Source organism: Marinomonas fungiae, from assembly GCF_001418205.1.
Lineage (GTDB): Bacteria > Pseudomonadota > Gammaproteobacteria > Pseudomonadales > Marinomonadaceae > Marinomonas > Marinomonas fungiae.
This window is the reverse complement of sequence record NZ_LIQF01000006.1, coordinates 247580-268463: the sequence shown is the minus strand read 5'-3', so window position 1 is coordinate 268463 and position 20884 is coordinate 247580. Positions and strand designations below refer to the sequence as shown.

Sequence of the window (20884 nt, the reverse complement as noted above, 5' to 3'; positions counted from 1 at the left end):
CACCGGTTTGACCTTGGTTATCGACTATTTCAAAGTCTAATTGTTAAGGACTCAAGTTTACGAACTTGCGTGTTTTGATGACAACATCAGAACGAACGCAAACCCGTTTGCTTGACGATCATAGAGGCGTTGAACCACCTGATCCCATCCCGAACTCAGAAGTGAAAAGCGCCATCGCCGATGGTAGTGTGGGAGATCCCATGTGAGAGTAGGTCGTCGTCAAGCTTTTAATTAAGAAGCCCTGATTGCTGATGCAGTCAGGGCTTTTTTACGTCTGTCGAAAATGCCCGGCCTGATCCCATCCCGAATTCAGAAGTGACTCTTTACACGCCGCAGGCGCTCGTCATCGTCGATGCTTGTCCCATAAGGGAATGAGGCATGTCTTCAGATCATTGTGGTTGCCGTCTTGACGATAATTAAGATGTTTGATTATCAGCTGTCAGGTTTTTTTGCTCAGTTCCTGCGGCAATAGAGGTGTTGAAAATTCTTCCCATCTATTTGCTCTTCAATAAATAAGAAAAAAGTAAGCATTAAATAAGTATGAAAAAACGAGTCTTCTTTAGTTTTTTGAATATCATTCATGCGATTCAATGCGTTTTAATATGTAAGTGAACACTACTGCCATAATCCTTACAAATGCACGTATTTTGCTTAATGATAAGTATTTAGGAACACGATTTAGCTATATTTCTCTAATTCTTAAGATTTCTTAACATAAGCTTAATAAAAGTTTGTTAGGTGATCTGATGTTTATTATACGTGGTTTAATTTATTTATTGGCGTTAGCAGGGATTGCACAGTGCATTGCTTTAGAAGCATTTCAATTTGGCACGTCAGCTCAATACAGTGAATCGTCTTTGACGGAGCATCTTCAAGATCTATTTACGTTTTCGAGTGCACTAACGTTTATGGTGTGTGCTTATCTTTCAAAGCCATTGCGTCAGGCGTGTATTTTACTTGGGGCGTTAATGTTTATGATGTTTGTTCGTGAGTCAGATTCCTTATTGGACTCAGTGGTGTTTGATGGGGCTTGGCAAGTTATTGTCGGTGCAGTCGTTATAATGACGGTGTTAGCTCTACGTAATCAAGTTAAAGAGAGTTATGAGTCATTGAAGCGCTTCTCTCAGACATCGAGCTTTGGGTTTGTAACGGCGGGCCTTGTTATCGTTTTAGCATTTTCGCGTATGTTTGGCCGCACGGCCTTTTGGGAAAGTGTTATGGGCGATGCTTATGTGCGCACAGTAAAGAACATCGTCGAAGAAGGCACTGAGCTTCTTGGCTACAGTATTGTTATGATTGCCGCCACTGAGCTATTGGTGTTCGTGCTAGCGGCGGCTAAAGAGCGTCAGAATTCTACTATTGCAGCAAAAGCTAGCTTCTCGAAGGCTGGGTTAGTTCGTTAAGTTCATTCCGAAGCCAGTGCCTAAGTTGTGCTAGGGCTGGCTCGTGTCGCCTACTGTGTTTGTAAGCGATGTAAAAGCTGTCTTGTGCATTATGCGCCGTACAAGGCAGTTTAACTAAGTCAGCCTCTGGCGTTGCTTCATTAAACATATAATCATTAACTAGTGCGATACCCAGTGAGTGTGCGGCCGCTTCGTGAGCTAGCATCAAATGACTAAAGCGGTGAAAGTTAATACCTTCCGGTAGAGATTTGTTCTGTTCTAAATACCATCGATTCCAGTCCTCCGCATAGCGTTCATACATGCTATAAGATGTAATTAATGGGAACCGTGCTAGCACTTCTGGCTGCTGCTTTAGCAGCGTTTCCAATTGTTCTGTTGTGACGACACTTAGCTCTGAAATGATGTGCTGATAAAAGCTTTGGCTGCAGACAGGGAACAGGCGCTCGGTGTAAAACCAATCAAACTCGAACCCGCGTTTCTCGCTTTCGACCGTAATAAAACAGTCGGCGACTCGATCAGATAGCTCGGGTTCTGAGAATGTCATTTCAATGGTTAGATCAAGATTAGGGTGTTGACGCTTAAGGTTTGCCAGTCTTGGGATCAACCAATACACCGCAAAAGAGCTGTATACAGCTAAGCGTAATTTTGTCTCGGTGATACCTTTGACATTTTCCGTGGCCCGAGCAATCTGATTAAGTGAGCCGGTAATGTTGTCGAGGTACTGCCTACCCTCTGATGTGAGCTCTAACTTTCTCCCTGAACGAATAAAAAGCTGCTCGCCTAAGTAGTCTTCTAGTGCCTTGATATGGTGAGAGACAGCACTTTGGGTGATATGCAATTCATTGGCCGCCTGAGAGAAGCTATTTAAACGGGCAACCGACTCAAAAACGGGTAGAGATTTTAGCGGTGGTAAGTTCATAATTGTGATCTAAAAAACTAATACTAAGTAAAATTATATCATTTTATTGGATTTTAACTCGGCTCTATACTGCGCGCCAGTTATCTATTTGATGAGGAAGTTCTGCAGTGTCTGGAAGAAGTGTTAGTAGTGCCATTCTTGTATTAGTGCTTGGAAACTTGATGGCCACCATTTGTGATGTGCTAATCAAGTTGGCCAATGCCAATGAGGCAGTGTTTCAATTTACCTTTTACCGCGTGCTATTCATGTGTCTAGTGTTGGCGCCATTTGTTCTATTAAAACGTACCAAGAATCCTTTTGAAGGTCTAAAGTTGCACATTTTGCGTGGTAACTTATGGGTGCTAACATCGGTCTTGCTGGTGATTTCGCTATCACAGCTTCCTCTAGCGACAGCTAATGCTATTTTCTACACGGCGCCAATATTTATCATTTTGCTAGCGGTGGTCTTTTTCCGTGAGAGGCTTAGTAAAACCGTTATGTTTGCTGCTATTTCGGGTTTTCTAGGTGTATTGGTAATACTTAAGCCTAGCTACATCGGCTGGGGCATGGTAAGTGCGTTAGGTTTTTCCTTCGTGTTGGCTGTGAATAGCTTGCTAGTTCGTAAAATGCCTCAAAATCAAGGCGCGATACATGGATTGTTTATTGCGCAAATGTGTGCCTTGCCTGTAGCTTCAGGGTTAGCTATTTGGGAAGGGGGCTCGTTATCGTGGGAGCAGCTTGGTTTGGCGCTTGGTTCTTCAGTATGTTCTATTTTATATAGCTTGGGCTGTCTGGTGGGTTATCGTTATGTAGCTTCAAGCCAGGTGAGTTCGGCTGAGTACTCGGGGCTTTTATTCGCTATTTTGGCTGGATTTGTAGTATTTGCTGAAAGTATAGATATGAGCTTACTGCTGGGGGCTGCTCTTATTGTGATGCCTTTGCTGTATATTGGACGAAAAGACATTTTAGCTGAGCGAGCGAAGCGGCGTGAAAACATGCAAGCAGACGTGATTGCCGAGGTATAAGCGAAAAACCCGATTTGTAATCGGGTTTTTCTTTATTGGCTTTTAGTTGACTGAGCTGGTATGGGGGTGGGTTGCTGAGGTGGTTCGCCAGTTTTAAGTAGATTTAGTAAAGTTGTGCGTTCCATACTGGCTTTTAATGCAAGATCCATCTGGTACTGATAGGTGGTTTCCCATTCAGAGCTTCTGGGGACGAGTTCGCCAAGATCTCCTATTGCTTGTCGCATCACAGATAGATAGGCCTGAATGTTTTCTTCTTGGTTAATTAAGATATTTTTGAGAGCTGTTGCGCTACTGTGGCGTAGATAGGTTTTAAGGGTTTCGTTTTCGGCGTTAATGGCACTTAATGTAGCATTCTGCTGCTCTATACTCTGGCGCATCGCTACAAGTTGGGAATCGACTTCTGATTGTTGACCTGATATGAGCTCTGCCGGATTACTAGAGGTGACCAAGTAGTAAGTAATACCTGAAGAGGCACCAACACTGAGTAGAAAGCACAATAAGAAGCCCAAAACTAGACTAATAGGCAAGCTGCGTTTTGTCTTTTTATCGTTGTCAGAACTTTCTGTTTGCGCTTTATTTTCCGCTAACTTACTCATGAAGGCTCCTTCGTCGCTGTAAAGTTGGTTACTTATTATGCTTATCGGACAAAACCATAAAGATATAACAACAAATGTGCTGTAATTTATTCAGTTTTAGAATGGTTACCCTTAAAATACCCTATAATCTGAATTAGTTCTAATAACCTACTATTTTAGTCGGGTAAATACTTGATCAAAATAGTAGGTTTTTGTATGATCAAGACTATCCAATAGCATGTAAGTGGAAAGTTTATGCGCTTAACAACAAAAGGTCGTTACGCGGTAACTGCAATGCTTGATCTGGCTCTGCACACAGACAATGGGCCTGTGTCGCTCTCAGATATTTCCAGTCGCCAAGGTATCTCTTTATCCTACTTGGAACAACTGTTTGCGAAGTTGAGAAAACGTCAACTTGTGATCAGTGTCAGGGGGCCGGGAGGCGGATATCGTCTAAGTCGCGACCGCAGCGAAATCTTTGTGGCGCAGATTGTAGATGCGGTAAATGAGTCCGTTGATGCAACTGGCTGCCAAGGTCGTAGTGATTGTCAAGGTGGACACACTTGTCTGACACATCATTTATGGTGTGACCTAAGTAATCAGATCCATGATTTTCTAAGTGGAATTAGTCTTGAAAATCTGGTCAAGCGCCAAGATGTTCGGCTGGTAGCTGAACGACAGAATAAAGACAGCAAGATGTCGGCTACAGCTTCCCAAGGGAAGATCTCTGCAGCCATCATCGGTTAACGAACACAACTAGCAGGGTGTTACCCTGGAAGAATGAGTGAGTTTCTAATATGACTGAGCAGATTGATAAGGCGTTAGCTCGAGAATACGAAGCGGGCTTCGTTTCTGCCGTAGAATCAGAAACCTTCGAGCCTGGTCTCGATGAGGATGTGATTCGCCGAATCTCTGAAGTCAAAGGTGAACCTGAGTGGATGCTCGAATGGCGTCTTAAAGCGTTTCGTGTTTGGCAAGAAATGGAAGAGCCTGATTGGGCTCATCTGTCCTATCCTAAAATTGACTTGCAATCGGTGTCTTATTACTCTGCACCAAAGAGTATGAAAGATAAGCCAAAGTCTCTTGATGAAGTGGATCCAGAGCTTTTACGTACCTACGAAAAGCTGGGAATTCCGTTAGTCGAGCAGCAAATGTTAGCAGGCATCGCTGTTGACGCTGTATTTGACTCTGTTTCAGTTGTAACGACTTTCCGTGAAAAGTTAGAAGAAGCAGGCGTTATTTTCTGCCCTATTTCAGAAGCAGTTCACAAATACCCAGACCTAATTAAAAAGTACATTGGTAGCGTTGTACCGACAAAAGACAACTATTTCGCTGCACTTAACTGCGCTGTGTTTACAGATGGTTCATTTGTCTACATTCCCAAAGGCACCCGTTGTCCGATGGAATTGTCTACTTACTTCCGTATTAATGAGCAGAATACTGGCCAGTTTGAGCGTACCCTAATCATTGCCGATGAAGGTTCTTACGTGAGCTATCTAGAAGGCTGTACGGCACCTCAACGCGATGAGAATCAACTGCACGCTGCAGTTGTTGAGCTGGTTGCTATGGACAATGCGGAAATCAAATACTCCACAGTACAGAACTGGTACCCAGGTGACGAAGAAGGTAAAGGCGGTATTTACAACTTCGTAACTAAACGTGGCGTCTGTCATACCAATGCTAAGATCTCTTGGACTCAGGTAGAGACCGGTTCTGCGGTAACTTGGAAATACCCAAGCTGTGTCCTAAAAGGGGATAACAGTGTGGGAGAATTCTACTCAGTTGCTTTGACTCGTGGCCGTCAACAGGCGGATACGGGGACCAAGATGATTCACATCGGTAAGAACACTAAGTCGACAATCATCTCCAAAGGTATTTCTGCTGGTAAAAGTAACAACTCCTACCGCGGTCTGGTGCGTATGAATCCAGGTGCGGAAGGTGCGCGTAACTTTACTCAGTGTGACTCTTTGCTGATCGGTGATCAGTGTGGCGCTCACACTTTCCCGTACGTAGAAAGCCGTAACCCATCGGCGATTGTTGAGCACGAAGCGACCACTTCTAAAGTAAGTGATGATCAGCTGTTCTTGTGCCGCCAGCGTGGTGTGGATCCAGAAAAAGCGGTCTCAATGATCGTGAACGGCTTCTGTAAAGAAGTATTTAAAGAACTCCCTATGGAGTTTGCCGTAGAAGCCGGCAAGCTTCTCGAAATTAGCCTTGAAGGCTCTGTTGGTTAGGTTGAGGAAGCCATTGAACATGTCAAACGAAAACACTTTGTTATCGATCAAAGATTTACACGCGAGTGTAGAAGAAAAAAACATTCTCAAAGGTCTCAACCTAGACATTAAACCAGGTGAAGTTCATGCCATCATGGGTCCGAACGGTGCTGGTAAGTCGACTACAGGCTACGTACTTTCTGGTCGAGATGGCTATGAAGTAGACAGTGGTTCTGTAACGTTGGACGGCAAAGACCTGCTAGAAATGGAAGTTGAAGAGCGTGCTTGTGCAGGCCTATTTCTAGCGTTCCAATACCCAGTTGAAATCCCTGGTGTGAGCAATCTAGAGTTCCTCAAAGTTGCGGTGGATGCACAGCGTCAAGCGCGTGGTGAAGAAGCACTAACGTCTGCTGAATTTCTAAAAATGGCCAAGGAAGCTTGTAAGCAAGTGAACTTGCCAGTGTCATTCCTGAAGCGTGGTGTCAACGAAGGTTTCTCAGGTGGTGAGAAGAAGCGTAATGAAATCATGCAAATGATTTTGCTTAAGCCAAAACTTTGCATTCTAGATGAAACCGACTCAGGTTTAGATATTGATGCGATGCAAGTGGTTGCAAATGGTGTGAACAGCCAGCGTGACTCAGAGCGTAGCTTTATCGTTGTAACGCACTACCAGCGCCTTCTTGACTACATCAAGCCAGATTTTGTACATGTTCTAGCAGATGGGAAAATCGTGAAGAGCGGCGATGCATCATTGGCGAAAGAGCTAGAAGAACAAGGTTATTCTTGGTTGCAAACTGAGCCAACTGAAGACGAATTAGAGGATTAATCATGAGTGAATGGTTACAACAAGCCATCGCTCGTGCCGACAGCATTCAAGATGGTTTTGAAGACCAGCGTGCGTCTTCGCTTGCACTACTAAAAGACATTCAATGGCCTACGCGCAAAACGGAAGCATGGAAGTACACACCACTTCGTGCGGTTGAGCGTAGTACGGCTATTTTCAAAGAAGAATCTCCTGAGCTTGAGCCGGTAGCGGTTGAAGGTCTTGAGTTTCTTGAATTGACTTTCGTCGATGGTCAGTTGGTTTCTCTGCCTGAAGAGTTGCCCGAAGGTCTAACGATTGAAATGCAAGAATCAAGCTTGTTCGCTACGATCAAGCCTGAGCGTCATGTATTTGGTTTAGTGAACGATGTGCTTGCAGCAGACGTGGCTGTAGTCACAGTTGCGGAAGGCGTAGCGATTGAGCAGTTGCTTCGAATCAACAACCTGTTAAGTAATGGTGCACAAGGTCACATTCGTGTGGTGGTGGATATCAAAGCAGGTGCTTCGCTAAAAGTGGTGGAGAACGCTGAAGGTCAAGGTGCCTCGCTCACAACAGCTTACACAGAATACCAGATTGGTGCGGAAGCGAACCTAGAGCATTATCGTTTTGCTCTGCAGGCGGGTGATAACGTTGCCATCGGTGGTAGTCATTTTAAGCTGCTTGAAAAAGCCTCTTTAAACAGCAGTATCATTGGTTTTGGTAGTAATCTACAGCGTATCGATACCGATATCATTCACGCTGGTGAAAAAGCTGACGCTAAGCTAAATGCTATCTACTTACTAGATGGTACTGAATTGTTTGATCTGCATGCTAACGTTGAGCATGCGGTGCCAAATTGTACAACCGAAGAAAACGTTCGTGGTATCGCTGGCGATAGCAGTCGTGCGGTATTCAATGGTCGTATCCATATTCACCGTGATGCACAGAAGACTCTGGCTGAACTGAATAACCGCAACTTGTTGATGTCGAACAAAGCGGAAATCAACACTAAGCCCGAGCTTGAAATCTACGCCGATGATGTGCGTTGTGCCCACGGGGCGACGATCGCTGAAATCGACCGTAAAGCCCTGTACTACCTGCAAACGCGCGGTGTAAGTCGTTCCCAAGCACAGCTAATGTTGAGCTTTGGTTTTATTAATGAGTTGATCGACCAGATGCCAACTGCAGAATTGGCGGAATGGGTACGTCCGATTATTCGTGACCGATTTGCTCAGATGGAAGTGAAATAAGCGAGAAGTCCATGAGTCTTGATGTCGCTGCTATTCGCGAGCAGTTTCCCATATTAAAACGCGAAATCGATGGCAACCCTCTTATCTATCTTGATAATGCGGCAACAACCCAGAAGCCGCAGTGTGTCATTGATGCGCTAGTGGAGTACTACTCTTGTTACAACTCAAACGTTCACCGTGGTGCGCACCGTCTTGCGGATGAGGCAACGCGTAAGTTTGAGGATGCCCGCGACATCATCAAAGGCTTTATTAACGCACCAAAGCGTGAAGAAGTAATTTGGACTTCCGGTACTACCGAAGGCATCAATATGATTGCTAACGGCTTGGCGAAGCTACTGAAAAGCACTGACGAAGTGATTGTGACTGGCATGGAGCACCATGCCAACATCGTGACTTGGCAACAGGCTTGTAAAGCCGCTGGTGCGACATTACGAACAGTTCCAGTAACCGATAAAGGCGAGCTGGATCTGGATGTCTATGTTTCATTGTTGAATGAAAACACCAAACTGGTAGCTTTCCCTCATGTTTCAAACTCGCTTGGTACGGTTAATCCAATCAAATGGATGACAGAACAAGCGAAAAAGTTTGATGCTTGGGTGTTGGTGGACGGTGCGCAAGGTATTGCTCACGGTAACGTAGATGTGCAAAACATTGGCTGTGATTTCTATGCTTTCTCAGGTCACAAGATCTATGGCCCAATGGGTATCGGTGTTTTGTGGGGAAGAGAAGAGCTTCTAGCTAAGTGGCCTGTATGGCAAACCGGTGGAGAAATGATTGCTACCGTTAGTTTGCAAGATGCCACTTGGAACGTGTTGCCTTACCGTCTTGAAGCAGGTACCCCAAATGTGGGTGACGCTATCGCTCTAGGTGAAGCCATTCGTTGGTTTAGTGCATTTGATCATGCAGATATTGCAGCACATGAAAAAGCGTTGATGGTGCGTGCGACGGAGCTTGCGAAAGAGTTCGATGGCTTGCGTATGATTGGTGAAGCGGACGATAAAGTGGGGGCGTTCAGTTTTGTGTTGGATCACGGTCACCCTGCGGATATCGGTTTCCTACTTGATCGCCAAGGTGTGGCGATTCGTACTGGTGATCACTGCGCTCAGCCATTGATGGCGCGTTTTGGTGTGCCAGGTACCGCACGTATGTCATTCTCGATTTATAACACGATTGAAGAAGTTGAACAGTTCTTTAAAGCGTTGAAAAAAGTTCACATGATGTTGGCTTAGGAGGCATTATGTCGACAGAAACATTCGATCCGAATCAAACGGTCACTATGACCGATGCGGCACGTAAGTTTTTTGCAGCAAAACTTAAAGCGCAAAGCGAAGGCAGTCTCGTGCGTCTAAGCACTAAAGAAAGTGGCTGTACGGGTTACGCTTACGTGCTGGATATCGTTGCTACAGCGCAAGATGGTGATGCCATCATGGATTTTGATGGTGTCAAACTAGCGATTGACGATGAGTCTCTGACTTTACTGAAAGGCACAGAGATTGACTTGGTGCGTGAAGGCATTAACCAAGTCGTAAAATTTAATAACCCCAATGTGGTTGCGGAATGCGGCTGCGGCGAAAGCTTTAGTGTGAATTAATAGCATGCAGAAAATGGTCGTCACTCAGCGCGAATGTCCAGCGCGTCGAGTTCCAAGCGGTGAACATACCACCATTCCAGAAGGTCAGTTTATTACCATTAACCAAGCGTTAGGCGGTAATTATACGGTGACTTTTCAGGGAAACATGTTGCGTATCGACGGCACTGACGCAGATGCTATCGGTCAAGAGCCGGAAGTGCTGAGCTTTAGTGACGATGGCTCCGGTCATATTGAAGAAGATCAAGTTTGGCAAGCGCTGGATAGTGTTTACGACCCTGAAATTCCAATCAGTTTGGTATCGCTCGGTTTGGTATACAAGGTATCTGTGGACCAAACAAATAAAGCGGTTGCTATCCAAATGACTCTAACGGCACCAGGTTGTGGTATGGGGCCTGTGTTGGTTAGCGATGTAAAATATCGCGTGGCTAAAGTACCTAATGTGTCAAATGTCAGTGTCGAACTGGTATTTGATCCGCCATGGTCACGAGAAATGATGAGTGAAGAAGCACAGCTCGAAGCGGGCTTGTTCTTCTAACGCATACAGTTCCAACGTGAAATCGACTACAATACCCGACGGCCAAGGTTTTCACCATTGGCCGTTTCTTTTTGTGCCGTTACATCCATTGCACTATTCAACCTAGCGAGGCGTTATGTCTTTACCGACAACAGAAGAGATTATCGACGACATTACTTTCTTTGATGATTGGGAAGAGAAGTACAAATACATTATCGACTTGGGTAAATCCCTGCCCGAGTTTGATGACGCATGGCGTACGCCTGAGCGTCTAGTGAAGGGCTGCCAGAGTAGCGTTTGGATTCAGCCGGGTAGTGCACAGGACTCAGAGAAAGGTGAAGTACTGACCTTTGCGGTCGACAGTGATGCCGTGATTGTACGTGGCCTACTAGGTCTAGTGATGGCGGCTTACAATGAAAAAACACCCGCAGAAATTCTATCGTTCAATATTGACGAATATTTCTCTGAGCTAGATCTTGAGCGCCACTTAAGCCCGACTCGTGGCAATGGTCTGCGCTCGATTGTGGGGCGTGTGCAAGCCATCGCTAAAGCATCTGTTTAATTCGCGTTACTTTTAAATCTGCGTTACCTCGGAGAGTTTCCATGCAAACACCAGTTTACCTCGACAATTCAGCGACCACTCCAGTTGATCCTCGTGTCGCGGAAAAAATGATGCAATGCCTGACGAAAGACGGCAACTTCGGCAATCCTGCCTCTCGCTCGCATTTATTTGGCTGGCGTGCGGAGGAAGCGGTAGAGGATGCGCGTTTGCAGGTGGCGGAGCTTATCGAGGCGGATGCCCGTGAAATCGTTTGGACCTCCGGAGCAACGGAGGCGAACAACTTGGCGATTAAAGGTGTGGCGCAGGCGAACAAGCTAAAAGGTCGTCATATCGTCACGTCAATGATTGAACACAAGGCGGTGCTAGACCCTTGCCGTCAGCTTGAGAAAGAAGGCTTTGAAGTCACTTACCTTGAGCCGAATGCTCACGGTGAAATCACTGTTGATAGCGTCATTGCCGCGTTACGCGAAGACACCATTTTAGTGTCTCTGATGCACGGCAATAATGAGTTGGGTGTAGTGACGGATATTGCGGCAATTGGTAAGGAAGCCCGTGCTCGTGGCATTTACTTGCATGTAGATGCTGCGCAAACCACAGGTAAGGTCGCTATTGATGTCAATGCGATGAACGTTGATCTGATGTCCTTAACGGCTCATAAAACCTACGGTCCAAAAGGCATTGGTGCGTTGTATGTGCGTCGTTCGCCGAAGGTGAAGCTAGAAGCGCAAATGCATGGCGGTGGTCATGAGCGCGGTATGCGTTCTGGCACCTTGCCGACGCACCAAATTGTTGGGATGGGTGAAGCCTTTGCCATCGCCAAGGCCGATATGCAGGCAGATTGCGAGCGTATTACGGCGCTTCGTGAAAAGCTGTGGCAGGGATTATCTGAAATGCCGGGCGTGCATCTAAATGGCGATTCTGAAAACCGTGTCGCAGGTGTGATCAATGTCGGCTTCGATGGTGTAGAAGGCGAAGTTTTGTTGATGTCGCTTGCTGATGTGGCGCTATCTTCTGGCTCTGCATGCACCTCAGCAAGTCTTGAGCCATCCTATGTGCTGCGTGCGATTGGCTTGTCAGACGAATTAGCGCACGCATCTTTACGTATGTCGGTTGGGCGTTTTACCACGGCAGAAGAGATTGATTTCGTTATTGAAACGGTGAAAAACGCAGTGTCCCAGTTGCGTGGTGCATAAATTGTTTAAAAATGCGTATTTTCGTCTTTTTGCCTAAAAAAACGCCGTGGATACATACAAATTTCATAAAGACATGCGTATAATCCGCACGCTTAAAGTTATTAGTCGGTCATGCAATATCGCGTGACCATTGAAATTCAAATTTGGAGTTTAACATGGCGCTAGAACGCACTCTATCTATCATCAAGCCAGATGCTGTTGCTAAAAACGTAATCGGTGAAATCTACTCTCGTTTTGAGCGTGCTGGTCTGAAAATCGTTGAAGCTAAAATGATTCAACTAGACGACGAGCTAGCGGGCGGTTTCTACGCTGAGCACAAAGAACGTCCATTCTACAAAGACCTAGTTGCATTCATGACTTCTGGTCCAGTTGTAGTATCTGTTCTTGAAGGCGAAGGCGCTGTTCTACGTCACCGTGAACTAATGGGTGCTACTAACCCTAAAGAAGCAGCGGCTGGCACACTACGTGCTGATTACGCTGAGTCTATCGATGCGAACGCTGTTCACGGTTCTGACTCTGTTGAGTCTGCTGCACGTGAAGTTGCTTACTTCTTCGGTAAGTAATTGATTTAAGACCTACCTTTTCAATTTAGATAAGATGGTTTAGAGGGAGCGGGCCTATGGCCCGCTTCTTTGCAGAGGCTTCTGAAAAGCGTAATCCCTTTTCAGAAGCTTTTTTGTCTACACTTAACGCTTTAAGCGAAACGATTGAATACCTATGACTGACACCCAAAAAGTAAACCTACTCGGCCTCTCGCCAGATAAACTCATCGAATTCTTTGAGTCGATTGGTGAGAAGAAATTCCGTGCCACCCAAGTGATGAAATGGATTCATCAGAAGGGCGCTGAGTCCTTCGAGGAAATGACGGATGTTAGTAAGAAATTGCGCGCTAAGTTGGAAAATATCTGCGAAATCCGTGCCCCGGAAATCGTGTCGCAGAACATTTCTACTGATGGCACACGTAAGTGGATTATTCGTACTGAAGGTGGCCAAAATAACTGTGTTGAAGCGGTTCTGATTCCGGATGGCGATCGAGCGACTCTGTGTGTCTCGTCTCAGGTTGGTTGCTCTTTGGACTGTAGCTTCTGTTCGACTGGTAAACAGGGCTTTAACCGTAACCTAACGGCCGCAGAAATCATCGGTCAAGTTTGGATCGCAATCAAGTCCTTTGGTCCAATGGATCCAAGTGGTCCGCGCCGCGTGACCAACGTGGTGATGATGGGAATGGGGGAGCCACTGATGAACTTCGAGCCAGTGGTCGATGCGATGACGCTGATGATGCATGACAACGCCTACGGCTTGTCGAAACGTCGTGTGACTTTAAGTACATCGGGTGTGGTGCCGCGTATTTACGACTTGGTAAAACGTACCGATGTGTCGTTGGCGATTTCTCTGCACGCGCCGAATAACGAATTGCGCAACGAATTGGTGCCGATCAATAAGAAGTACCCAATCGAAGAGCTTTTAGAAGCCTGTCAGTTCTACCTAGATAACTTGCCTGACAAACGTCATATCACCATTGAGTATACAGTGATGGCGGGTGTCAACGATCAGGAAGAGCATGCACGTGAGTTGTCTAAGTTGCTGGAAAACTTAGAGTGTAAGATCAACTTGATTCCATTCAACCCATTCCCGCATTCAGGGTATGAGAAGCCGTCGAACAACCAAACTCGTCGCTTCCAGAAAATCTTGGCAGATGACGGTTATACGGTGACAGTGCGGACTACTCGTGGTGATGATATTGATGCGGCTTGTGGACAACTGGTGGGCGATTTCTTAGATAAAACGCGTCGTTCACAGAAATACATTGAGTTACGAGAAGTATCGGAATAAATCAGTTTTTGACACAAAAAGCTCTGACGTATTGGTGTCTTGTCAGCAATACGTCAGATTCACTCAAAAAATTGCCGTTGATAGAAAAGATTTTCATCATTTTCGCGTGATAGGTTTGCTGGGCGGGCGCAATCTTGATTTAATACGAAGCGAATAAAAGAAAGCGCTTTTTATTAATTTCAGGCATTTTAAGTCCGCTACATTGGACTGGTTACGCTACCACTTTGTCAGCCGCTGCGATCCATTGCTCGGAACTGACCATACATTTGGGTAGCTCAGCGCTTTCAGCCTGCTATACCAAGGTAACACCATGACAACCGAATTAGAGATGGATATCGCTCCTGAATCAGGTAAAAAGAGTTTGGATATTGGTCAAATTCTCAGAGCGAAACGTCTAAGCTTGGCACTTGATGAGCGCCAAGTAGCTACAGAACTAAAGCTTTCTATAGACAGTGTATATGCGTTAGAAGATGGTGCTTTTACGCGTTTTCGCTCAGCTACTTTTGCCCGCGGCTATTTAAAAAGCTATTGTCGACTTTTAGGGTTAGATCATAATCCCGTACTTGAAGCGTTTGACCAGCAACAATTGGTCAAAGAAAGTCACCTACGCCCAGTGGACAATGTTCAAGTTCAGTCCTCCGGCCGTGACCCTATCTTCATCATTGTTTCCTTTATCATCATCGCCATCATTGGCTTTGTGATTTTTTGGTGGCCATCACAATCTTCGGAACCTGAAGAAGCCTATGCTGCTGCGCAGCAAGAACAAATTAGCGAGGACAATACTCAGCTAGAGGCGAGTGAAGCCTCGTCTAACCTAGACAGTCTTGCGGCGGCAGAAGATAAATCTGAGCCTGAACCAGCCGAGCTTGATAGCAATGTCGACTTTTCCGAGCTGGCCGACACTGCGGCAACGCTTGCTCAAGGCTCTGGCGCTGACGTTGTGACCGGGTTGTCTGCTGAGACCATTGCACTACTAGAAGATGCTGGTGTAGATCCTGAACAAGTAGAGGAAGCAACACGTGAGCCAGAAGTGGCGCCTGTTGTTCAAGTTGAGACACCTGAGCCAGCTGTGGCGAGTCATGACATTGTTATTCAGTTTTCTGCGGACTGCTGGACTCAAATTCGAGACAGTAGTGGCCGTGTTTTGTTTTCTGGTGTAAAAACTGCAGGCTCTAGCCTTGAATTAGATGGCCAAGCACCTTATCGAGTAACCTTAGGTTACGCGCGAGGCGTGTCTAAATTTATTTATAAAGGGGAAGCGTTTGATTTCTCCTCTTACGTACGCAAAGACCTAGCTCGATTTGAGCTTAAATAGAGATAAGCATGCATTTCGAATCGCCTATTAAACGCCGCCAATCACGTCAAATTATGGTTGGCAATGTACCGGTTGGCGGCGGTGCACCTATTAGTGTGCAAAGTATGACCAACACAGAAACCTGTGATGTGGCTGCTACGGTTGCACAAATTCGTGCTATCCAAGACGCGGGTGCGGACATTGTTCGTGTGTCGGTGCCTTCAATGGACGCCGCTGAAGCATTTAAAGCTATTCGTGAACAAGTCTCTGTCCCATTGGTAGCGGACATTCACTTTGATTATAAAATTGCTTTGAAGGTTGCTGAATACGGCGTTGACTGTTTACGTATCAACCCTGGCAACATTGGTAACAAAGATCGTGTGCGTGCGGTCGTGGATTGTGCTCGCGACAAAAACATCCCGATCCGTATTGGTGTTAATGCCGGCTCTTTAGAGAAAGATCTACAGAAGAAGTATGGTGAGCCCACTCCGGATGCGTTAGTTGAATCGGCGTTTCGTCAAATCGAATACTTTGATGAATTAGATTTCCAAGAATTCAAACTCAGCCTAAAAGCGTCTGATATCTTCATGACAGTTGAGGCATATCGCAAGATCGCATCGCAAATTGATAACCCGTTGCATTTGGGGATCACTGAAGCGGGTGGCTTTCGCTCTGGCACGGTAAAATCGTCAATCGGTTTAGGTTTGCTGTTGATGGATGGTATCGGTGATACTTTACGCGTGTCTTTAGCCGCTGATCCTGTTCAGGAAGTGAAAGTGGGTTGGGACATGCTGCGTAGTTTGAAGCTGCGTAATCGTGGTATCAACTTCATTGCTTGCCCTAGTTGTTCACGTCAGAACTTCGATGTGGTGAAAACCATGAACGAACTGGAAGAACGTCTAGAAGACATCAAGGTCTCAATGGATGTGGCGGTGATCGGTTGTGTGGTAAACGGCCCCGGAGAAGCAAAAGAGGCCGACCTTGGCCTTGCGGGAGGCTCACCAAACAACTTGGTGTACCTAGACGGTAAACCGAACACAAAAGTTAAAAACGAAACTTTGGTAGACGATCTTGAACGTATGATTCGAGAAAAAGCCGCCGCCAAAGAAAAAGAAGAATCCAATCTTATCGCTAAGTCATAAGGGCACGAATAGTGGGTCGTAAAGTACAAGCAATTCGCGGAATGAATGACATTCTGCCGGGTCAATCGTCTGTTTGGCAGTACCTCGAGAAAACAGTTACTGAAGTGGTTAGTGGCTACGGTTATCAGCAGATCCGTTTCCCAATCGTTGAACATACCGAATTGTTCAAACGTGGCGTGGGTGAGACAACGGATATCGTTGAAAAAGAGATGTACACCTTTGATGATCGTAATGGTGAATCGTTGACACTTCGTCCAGAAGGTACGGCAAGTTGTGTGCGTGCCGCAGATCAGGCGGGGTTGCTATTTAACCAAACGCAACGTCTTTGGTATGTTGGCCCAATGTTCCGTTACGAGCGTCCGCAAAAAGGTCGTTACCGTCAATTCCACCAAATTGGTGTGGAATCCTTTGGTATGGCGACACCGGATATTGATGCCGAGTTGATTATCTTGACCGCACGCCTTTGGAAAAAGCTGGGTTTGCTTGAGCATGTAGAGCTTCAGCTAAACACCATAGGTGTGGCTGCGGCCCGTGAAGCTTTTAAAGCGGCGCTGGTTGAATATCTAACAGAATTTAAAGATCAGCTAGACGAAGACAGTCAGCGTCGTCTGACAACAAACCCGTTGCGTATTCTGGATTCAAAAGATGAAGCGACACAGAAAGTGTTGGCCAATGCGCCTAGTTTAGCAGATTACATCGATGAAGAGTCTCGTGAGCACTTTGAGCGTCTACAGGCGATTTTAAAAGCCAACGATGTGCCATTCGTGATCAATCGTAAGTTAGTGCGTGGATTAGACTATTACGGTAAAACCGTATTCGAATGGGTAACATCACACCTAGGTGCACAAGCGACAGTGTGTGCGGGCGGTCGTTATGATGGCCTTGTAGAGCAGCTAGGTGGCCGTGCAACGCCCGCAGTGGGTTTTGCCATGGGGGTTGAGCGTTTAGTACTACTATTAGAAACGCTTGAGTTAATTCCGTCTGAAGCCAAAGACACGACCGATATCTTTGTGGTGAGCTTTGGTAATGAGGCGGAACTTCAATCGTTTGTTGTGGCCGAAGCGTTACGTAATGCTGGTCAAGGTTGGACCGTTCTACGCCATTGTGGTGGCGGTAACTTTAAAAACCAAATGAAGAAAGCCGATAAATCAGGTGCTCGTTTCACCCTAATTCTAGGTGAAAGTGAAGTGGCTGAAGGTGTTGTGCAAGTAAAAGACATGCAAACGGGTGAACAGACCTCTTGCGCAAATGATGCGCTGGTCGCAAGCTTGTTGGAAAAGCTTAACGGTTAATAGTGAGCACAACCGTTCGCAATAGGATTATGAGGAACACAGTGTGTCTGAAGTAAAGACTGAAGAAGAACAAATCGAAGCGTTTAAATCGTGGTGGAAGAAAAATGGAACGTCATTAGTGCTGGCTGTGGCAGTTGGTGTGGGTGGCTATTTTGGTTTCCAAGCTTGGAAAACGAGCCAAGCGAACCATCTTGCGGAAGCGTCTTCTCTTTATCAGAACTTGACAGAAGCGGCGTCTGATTTAGATAAGGAAGAAAATCAGAAAACTGTACGTTTTATCGCTCAGCAGTTAGCGGATGATTACGACGATACTGGCTATGCCATGTTTGGTCAGTTGTTTGTTGCGCGTATTGATGCACAAGCGGGTAACTACGATGCGGCAGAGAGCGTGCTTGCTTCTGTTGTCGATAAATCTGATGATGCGTCGTTTGATGCGGTGGCCAACATTCGAATTGCGCGTCTTCAAGCAGAGCAAGAGAAGTATGACGCGGCCTTAGCAACTTTAAATGCTGTTAAGCCGGCTGAATTTGCTGGTCAAGTTGAAGAGTTGCGAGGCGACATCCTGTTAGCGCAGGGCAAGCGTGATGAAGCTCGAGAAGCCTACGAAAGCGCATCGGCAGCAATGGGGGAAGGTGCTCAGCATCCTCTGTTAGAGATCAAACTGAAAGATCTGGTGAAGGGCTAGTTAACTATGTGGAAGCCAATGATTGCGGCAGCCGTTGTTAGTGCTGCATTACTTCAGGGTTGCTCAACTCGATTGTTACCGCCTCCTGCAGGTGTAGATCAGCAAGTTTACTTCGATGCTCATTGGCGTACCAAGGTCAACGGTGATGCGGGTGAACAGACAGAAACCTTTAACATTGTTGCCCAAGATAACAGCTTAACGTTAGTGACAAATCGTGGTGATGTGTATGAGCTAGAGCAGTCATCTGGCGGCCAGCTGGTACATGTAGCAACCGATTTTCATCCAAGTGCTGGTGTGTCTCGTGATGGCGATAAGGTCTTCTTTGGTACATACGATGGACAGCTAGTAGCAGTGTCCCTAGCAGATTCAAGCGTATTATGGACTAAGTCACTGACATCGGAAATTCTATCTGAAACAGGTAATGGGCAAGGTCGAGTAGCGGTGATAACTGGCGATGGCTGGTTAACGGTAATGGATGCTGCAACGGGCAACACCTTGTGGCGTGACAAAGAAGATTTACCAGCATTGACAGTGCGTGGAACCACTGCTCCAGTCATTGTTGACGGTAAAGTCATTGCTGGTTTTGCCACAGGTAAAGTGAAAGCTTACAACCTGCAAACGGGCGATCTGATTTGGGAATACGCGGTAGGTAAACCAGAAGGCCGTTATGAAATCGAGCGCTTGTCCGATGTGAGCGGTCGTTTCGCTGTGGCGAATGGTTTAATTTACTCTGTGGCTTACAACGGTACGGTAACGGCATTGGCGTTACAAACAGGCCGTCCAGTTTGGCAGCGTAATATTTCCAGTGCAGTAAGTGTTGCTGTGAATGGCAATGAACTGGCTGTGGTGGATCAGAATAACGTGGTATTCAGTCTGAATGCTCGTAATGGTTCTACATTATGGGAAAATGACTCGTTAAAAGAACGTGATCTGGCATCGCCTGTGTTTTATAAGGATTACGTGGCTGTATTGGATCGCGGTGGTTGGGTTCATTTGCTAAATCGTACTTCGGGTGCAGTGGAAGCGTGGACTCTAGCAGATTCTAAACGTCCGGCAGGCAGTCGCATGGTGTCGAACGATGAACAATTGTTTATACTTACGCCAACTGCGAATGTGACCGCGTTACACTATTGGTAGTAGACGTCGTCTCGAGCGAAAGCTCAAAGCAATTTTTGAAGAGGCTGCTTCGCTCAAAAGGCGAAGCAGCCACTTTGTATTTTTATAGGTTGAAAAAATGATCCCAGTTATTGCATTGGTCGGTCGACCCAATGTTGGAAAATCTACCCTGTTTAACCAGCTAACACGCTCCCGTGATGCGCTGGTAGCAGACTACCCTGGCTTAACTCGTGACCGTAAATACGGTGATGGCAAAGCAGGTGAACACGAGTTTATCGTGATTGATACAGGGGGTATCAGCGGTGATGAGCAAGGCATCGACGAGAAAATGGCTCGTCAGTCATTGCTTGCGATTGAAGAAGCGGACGCTGTTCTATTCCTAGTCGATGGTCGTCACGGATTAAATCCCGCAGACGAAATGATCGCGAACCACCTTCGCCGTTCTGAAAAGCCAGTTTACTTGGTGGTGAACAAAACCGACGGTATCAACGAAGACATCGCACTAGCAGATTTCTACGCACTTGGTATGGGCGAGTTGTACCCGTTAGCAGCAGCCCATGGTAAAGGTGTTCGGGCGCTGATTGATACGGTCATGGAAATGTTTGCCGATCGCATTGCCGAAATGCGTGAGCAAATCGAGTTCAATGCCAAGGGCATTCGTATTGGTGTTGTCGGTCGTCCAAACGTTGGTAAGTCAACATTGGTAAACCGTATGTTGGGCGAAGAGCGTGTCGTTGTATACGATATGCCTGGAACAACCCGTGACAGTGTTTACATACCCTACAAGCGTCATGACAAAGACTATACCTTGATTGATACCGCAGGTGTGCGTCGTCGTAAGCATGTAAAAGAGGCGGTTGAGAAATTCTCGATTGTTAAAACGCTACAGGCGATTCAAGACGCCAACGTTGTTATCTGTGTGATCGATTCTCACGAAGACTTGGTAGAGCAAGACCTTCACATGATTGGTTACGTACTGGATGCGGGGCGTGGTTTGGTCATTGCGATCAACAAGTGGGATGGTCTGAGCAAAGAAAACCGTGAACACATCAAGAAAGAAGTAGAGCGCCGTCTAGGCTTTGTTCCTTATGCAAAGGTTCACTATATTTCTGCGCTACACGGCACAGGGGTAGGTGATTTGTATGACACCATCGAAGAGACGTACGAATCGTGTTACGCGAAATGGTCAACTAACCGCCTGACTCGCATTTTGGAAGATGCTGTCGCTGAGCATCAGCCGCCAATGGTGAAAGGTCGTCGGATCAAGTTGCGCTACGCTCACCAAGGTGGCTCGAACCCACCTCGGATTGTGGTACACGGCAACCAAACGGATTCGTTACCCGGTAGTTATAAGCGTTATCTAGAGAACAAATTCCGTACTGTTTTGAACATTACCGGAACGCCGATTTCGTTTGAATTTAAGTCCTCTGATAACCCATTTGCGCCAAAGCGCTAAGTCAGGTTATTAAATCTATGCCAAAGCCCTATTTGATTTA

Annotated in this window: 21 protein-coding genes and 1 rRNA gene; 20 read left to right on the top strand and 2 right to left on the bottom strand. The window is 46.2% G+C overall.

What is annotated here, in order from left to right; all coding sequences use genetic code 11:
- Positions 1–110 precede the first annotated feature (110 nt).
- Both rrf and ASC49_RS11400 read left to right on the top strand, forming a co-directional pair.
- Positions 111–225: ribosomal RNA gene (gene rrf, locus ASC49_RS11405) — 5S ribosomal RNA — on the top strand.
- Between the two features lie 521 nt (positions 226–746).
- Positions 747–1403, top strand: a complete 657-nt coding sequence (locus tag ASC49_RS11400; RefSeq protein ID WP_055463361.1) for a hypothetical protein — start codon at positions 747–749, stop codon at positions 1401–1403.
- Here the strand turns inward: ASC49_RS11400 and ASC49_RS11395 are convergent.
- Entirely contained in the window at positions 1372–2322 is a 951-nt protein-coding gene (locus ASC49_RS11395) for a LysR family transcriptional regulator (protein WP_055463360.1), read from the bottom strand. The two genes, ASC49_RS11400 and ASC49_RS11395, sit on opposite strands and share 32 nt — an antisense overlap.
- A 107-nt stretch (positions 2323–2429) precedes the next feature.
- Between ASC49_RS11395 and ASC49_RS11390 the strand changes: the two genes are divergently transcribed.
- Positions 2430–3326, top strand: coding sequence for a DMT family transporter (locus ASC49_RS11390; RefSeq protein ID WP_055463359.1), 897 nt, complete (start codon positions 2430–2432; stop codon positions 3324–3326).
- Between the two features lie 32 nt (positions 3327–3358).
- Here the strand turns inward: ASC49_RS11390 and ASC49_RS11385 are convergent, their stop codons facing one another.
- Complete coding sequence (locus tag ASC49_RS11385) at positions 3359–3922, bottom strand: hypothetical protein (RefSeq protein ID WP_055463358.1); 564 nt, start codon at positions 3920–3922, stop codon at positions 3359–3361.
- A gap of 234 nt (positions 3923–4156) precedes the next feature.
- On the opposite strand from ASC49_RS11385, the gene iscR reads away from it, so the two are divergent.
- The 17 genes from iscR to der all read left to right on the top strand — a co-directional run bounded on the left by iscR (position 4157) and on the right by der (position 20844).
- Positions 4157–4648 (top strand): Fe-S cluster assembly transcriptional regulator IscR, encoded by a 492-nt coding sequence (gene iscR, locus ASC49_RS11380; RefSeq protein WP_055463357.1) that lies wholly within the window; start codon positions 4157–4159, stop codon positions 4646–4648.
- A 50-nt stretch (positions 4649–4698) separates the two neighbouring features.
- Positions 4699–6135 (top strand): Fe-S cluster assembly protein SufB, encoded by a 1437-nt coding sequence (sufB, locus tag ASC49_RS11375; RefSeq protein WP_055463356.1) that lies wholly within the window; start codon positions 4699–4701, stop codon positions 6133–6135.
- A gap of 19 nt (positions 6136–6154) precedes the next feature.
- Positions 6155–6940: a Fe-S cluster assembly ATPase SufC gene (sufC, locus tag ASC49_RS11370; protein ID WP_055463355.1), complete on the top strand. Its 786-nt coding sequence runs from the start codon at positions 6155–6157 to the stop codon at positions 6938–6940.
- 2 nt (positions 6941–6942) lie between these two features.
- Positions 6943–8166, top strand: coding sequence for a Fe-S cluster assembly protein SufD (gene sufD / locus ASC49_RS11365; protein ID WP_055463354.1), 1224 nt, complete (start codon positions 6943–6945; stop codon positions 8164–8166).
- Between the two features lie 11 nt (positions 8167–8177).
- Positions 8178–9395, top strand: coding sequence for an aminotransferase class V-fold PLP-dependent enzyme (locus ASC49_RS11360; RefSeq protein ID WP_055463353.1), 1218 nt, complete (start codon positions 8178–8180; stop codon positions 9393–9395).
- A gap of 8 nt (positions 9396–9403) precedes the next feature.
- Entirely contained in the window at positions 9404–9757 is a 354-nt protein-coding gene (locus ASC49_RS11355; protein WP_055463352.1) for a HesB/IscA family protein, read from the top strand.
- Positions 9758–9761: 4 nt separating this feature from the next.
- Positions 9762–10292 carry a putative Fe-S cluster assembly protein SufT gene (gene sufT / locus ASC49_RS11350; RefSeq protein ID WP_055463351.1) on the top strand — a complete coding sequence of 177 codons (531 nt, stop codon included), beginning with the start codon at positions 9762–9764 and terminating at the stop codon, positions 10290–10292.
- Between the two features lie 115 nt (positions 10293–10407).
- On the top strand, positions 10408–10833 hold the full coding sequence (locus tag ASC49_RS11345; RefSeq protein WP_055463350.1) for a SufE family protein: 426 nt from the start codon (positions 10408–10410) through the stop codon (positions 10831–10833).
- Positions 10834–10874: 41 nt separating this feature from the next.
- Entirely contained in the window at positions 10875–12026 is a 1152-nt protein-coding gene (locus ASC49_RS11340) for an IscS subfamily cysteine desulfurase (protein ID WP_055463349.1), read from the top strand.
- A 155-nt stretch (positions 12027–12181) separates the two neighbouring features.
- Complete coding sequence (gene ndk, locus ASC49_RS11335; protein ID WP_055463348.1) at positions 12182–12589, top strand: nucleoside-diphosphate kinase; 408 nt, start codon at positions 12182–12184, stop codon at positions 12587–12589.
- A 154-nt stretch (positions 12590–12743) separates the two neighbouring features.
- Positions 12744–13859 carry a 23S rRNA (adenine(2503)-C(2))-methyltransferase RlmN gene (rlmN, locus tag ASC49_RS11330; RefSeq protein ID WP_055463347.1) on the top strand — a complete coding sequence of 372 codons (1116 nt, stop codon included), beginning with the start codon at positions 12744–12746 and terminating at the stop codon, positions 13857–13859.
- A gap of 310 nt (positions 13860–14169) precedes the next feature.
- On the top strand, positions 14170–15174 hold the full coding sequence (locus ASC49_RS11325; RefSeq protein WP_055463346.1) for a RodZ domain-containing protein: 1005 nt from the start codon (positions 14170–14172) through the stop codon (positions 15172–15174).
- 8 nt (positions 15175–15182) lie between these two features.
- Positions 15183–16295, top strand: a complete 1113-nt coding sequence (gene ispG, locus ASC49_RS11320; RefSeq protein ID WP_055463345.1) for a flavodoxin-dependent (E)-4-hydroxy-3-methylbut-2-enyl-diphosphate synthase — start codon at positions 15183–15185, stop codon at positions 16293–16295.
- An 11-nt stretch (positions 16296–16306) separates the two neighbouring features.
- Positions 16307–17587 carry a histidine--tRNA ligase gene (gene hisS / locus ASC49_RS11315; protein WP_072242094.1) on the top strand — a complete coding sequence of 427 codons (1281 nt, stop codon included), beginning with the start codon at positions 16307–16309 and terminating at the stop codon, positions 17585–17587.
- A 43-nt stretch (positions 17588–17630) separates the two neighbouring features.
- Complete coding sequence (locus tag ASC49_RS11310; protein ID WP_055463344.1) at positions 17631–18272, top strand: YfgM family protein; 642 nt, start codon at positions 17631–17633, stop codon at positions 18270–18272.
- 6 nt (positions 18273–18278) lie between these two features.
- On the top strand, positions 18279–19409 hold the full coding sequence (gene bamB / locus ASC49_RS11305) for an outer membrane protein assembly factor BamB (protein ID WP_055463343.1): 1131 nt from the start codon (positions 18279–18281) through the stop codon (positions 19407–19409).
- A gap of 97 nt (positions 19410–19506) precedes the next feature.
- A complete protein-coding gene (gene der, locus ASC49_RS11300) occupies positions 19507–20844 on the top strand; it encodes a ribosome biogenesis GTPase Der (RefSeq protein ID WP_055463342.1) in 1338 nt (445 codons plus the stop codon).
- Positions 20845–20884 lie beyond the last annotated feature (40 nt).

Bases quoted from the DNA above. Each gene is read 5' to 3' on its own strand.
- bamB (WP_055463343.1), top strand. From the start codon at position 18,279: ATGTGGAAGCCAATGATTGCGGCAGCCGTTGTTAGTGCTGCATTACTT.
- der (WP_055463342.1), top strand. From the start codon at position 19,507: ATGATCCCAGTTATTGCATTGGTCGGTCGACCCAATGTTGGAAAATCT.
- ASC49_RS11325 (WP_055463346.1), top strand. From the start codon at position 14,170: ATGACAACCGAATTAGAGATGGATATCGCTCCTGAATCAGGTAAAAAG.
- sufC (WP_055463355.1), top strand. From the start codon at position 6,155: ATGTCAAACGAAAACACTTTGTTATCGATCAAAGATTTACACGCGAGT.
- ASC49_RS11395 (WP_055463360.1), bottom strand. From the start codon at position 2,322: ATGAACTTACCACCGCTAAAATCTCTACCCGTTTTTGAGTCGGTTGCC.
- ASC49_RS11340 (WP_055463349.1), top strand. From the start codon at position 10,875: ATGCAAACACCAGTTTACCTCGACAATTCAGCGACCACTCCAGTTGAT.
- ndk (WP_055463348.1), top strand. From the start codon at position 12,182: ATGGCGCTAGAACGCACTCTATCTATCATCAAGCCAGATGCTGTTGCT.
- sufD (WP_055463354.1), top strand. From the start codon at position 6,943: ATGAGTGAATGGTTACAACAAGCCATCGCTCGTGCCGACAGCATTCAA.
- ispG (WP_055463345.1), top strand. From the start codon at position 15,183: ATGCATTTCGAATCGCCTATTAAACGCCGCCAATCACGTCAAATTATG.
- iscR (WP_055463357.1), top strand. From the start codon at position 4,157: ATGCGCTTAACAACAAAAGGTCGTTACGCGGTAACTGCAATGCTTGAT.
- sufB (WP_055463356.1), top strand. From the start codon at position 4,699: ATGACTGAGCAGATTGATAAGGCGTTAGCTCGAGAATACGAAGCGGGC.
- ASC49_RS11355 (WP_055463352.1), top strand. From the start codon at position 9,404: ATGTCGACAGAAACATTCGATCCGAATCAAACGGTCACTATGACCGAT.
- rlmN (WP_055463347.1), top strand. From the start codon at position 12,744: ATGACTGACACCCAAAAAGTAAACCTACTCGGCCTCTCGCCAGATAAA.
- ASC49_RS11400 (WP_055463361.1), top strand. From the start codon at position 747: ATGTTTATTATACGTGGTTTAATTTATTTATTGGCGTTAGCAGGGATT.
- ASC49_RS11385 (WP_055463358.1), bottom strand. From the start codon at position 3,922: ATGAGTAAGTTAGCGGAAAATAAAGCGCAAACAGAAAGTTCTGACAAC.
- ASC49_RS11360 (WP_055463353.1), top strand. From the start codon at position 8,178: ATGAGTCTTGATGTCGCTGCTATTCGCGAGCAGTTTCCCATATTAAAA.
- sufT (WP_055463351.1), top strand. From the start codon at position 9,762: ATGCAGAAAATGGTCGTCACTCAGCGCGAATGTCCAGCGCGTCGAGTT.
- ASC49_RS11345 (WP_055463350.1), top strand. From the start codon at position 10,408: ATGTCTTTACCGACAACAGAAGAGATTATCGACGACATTACTTTCTTT.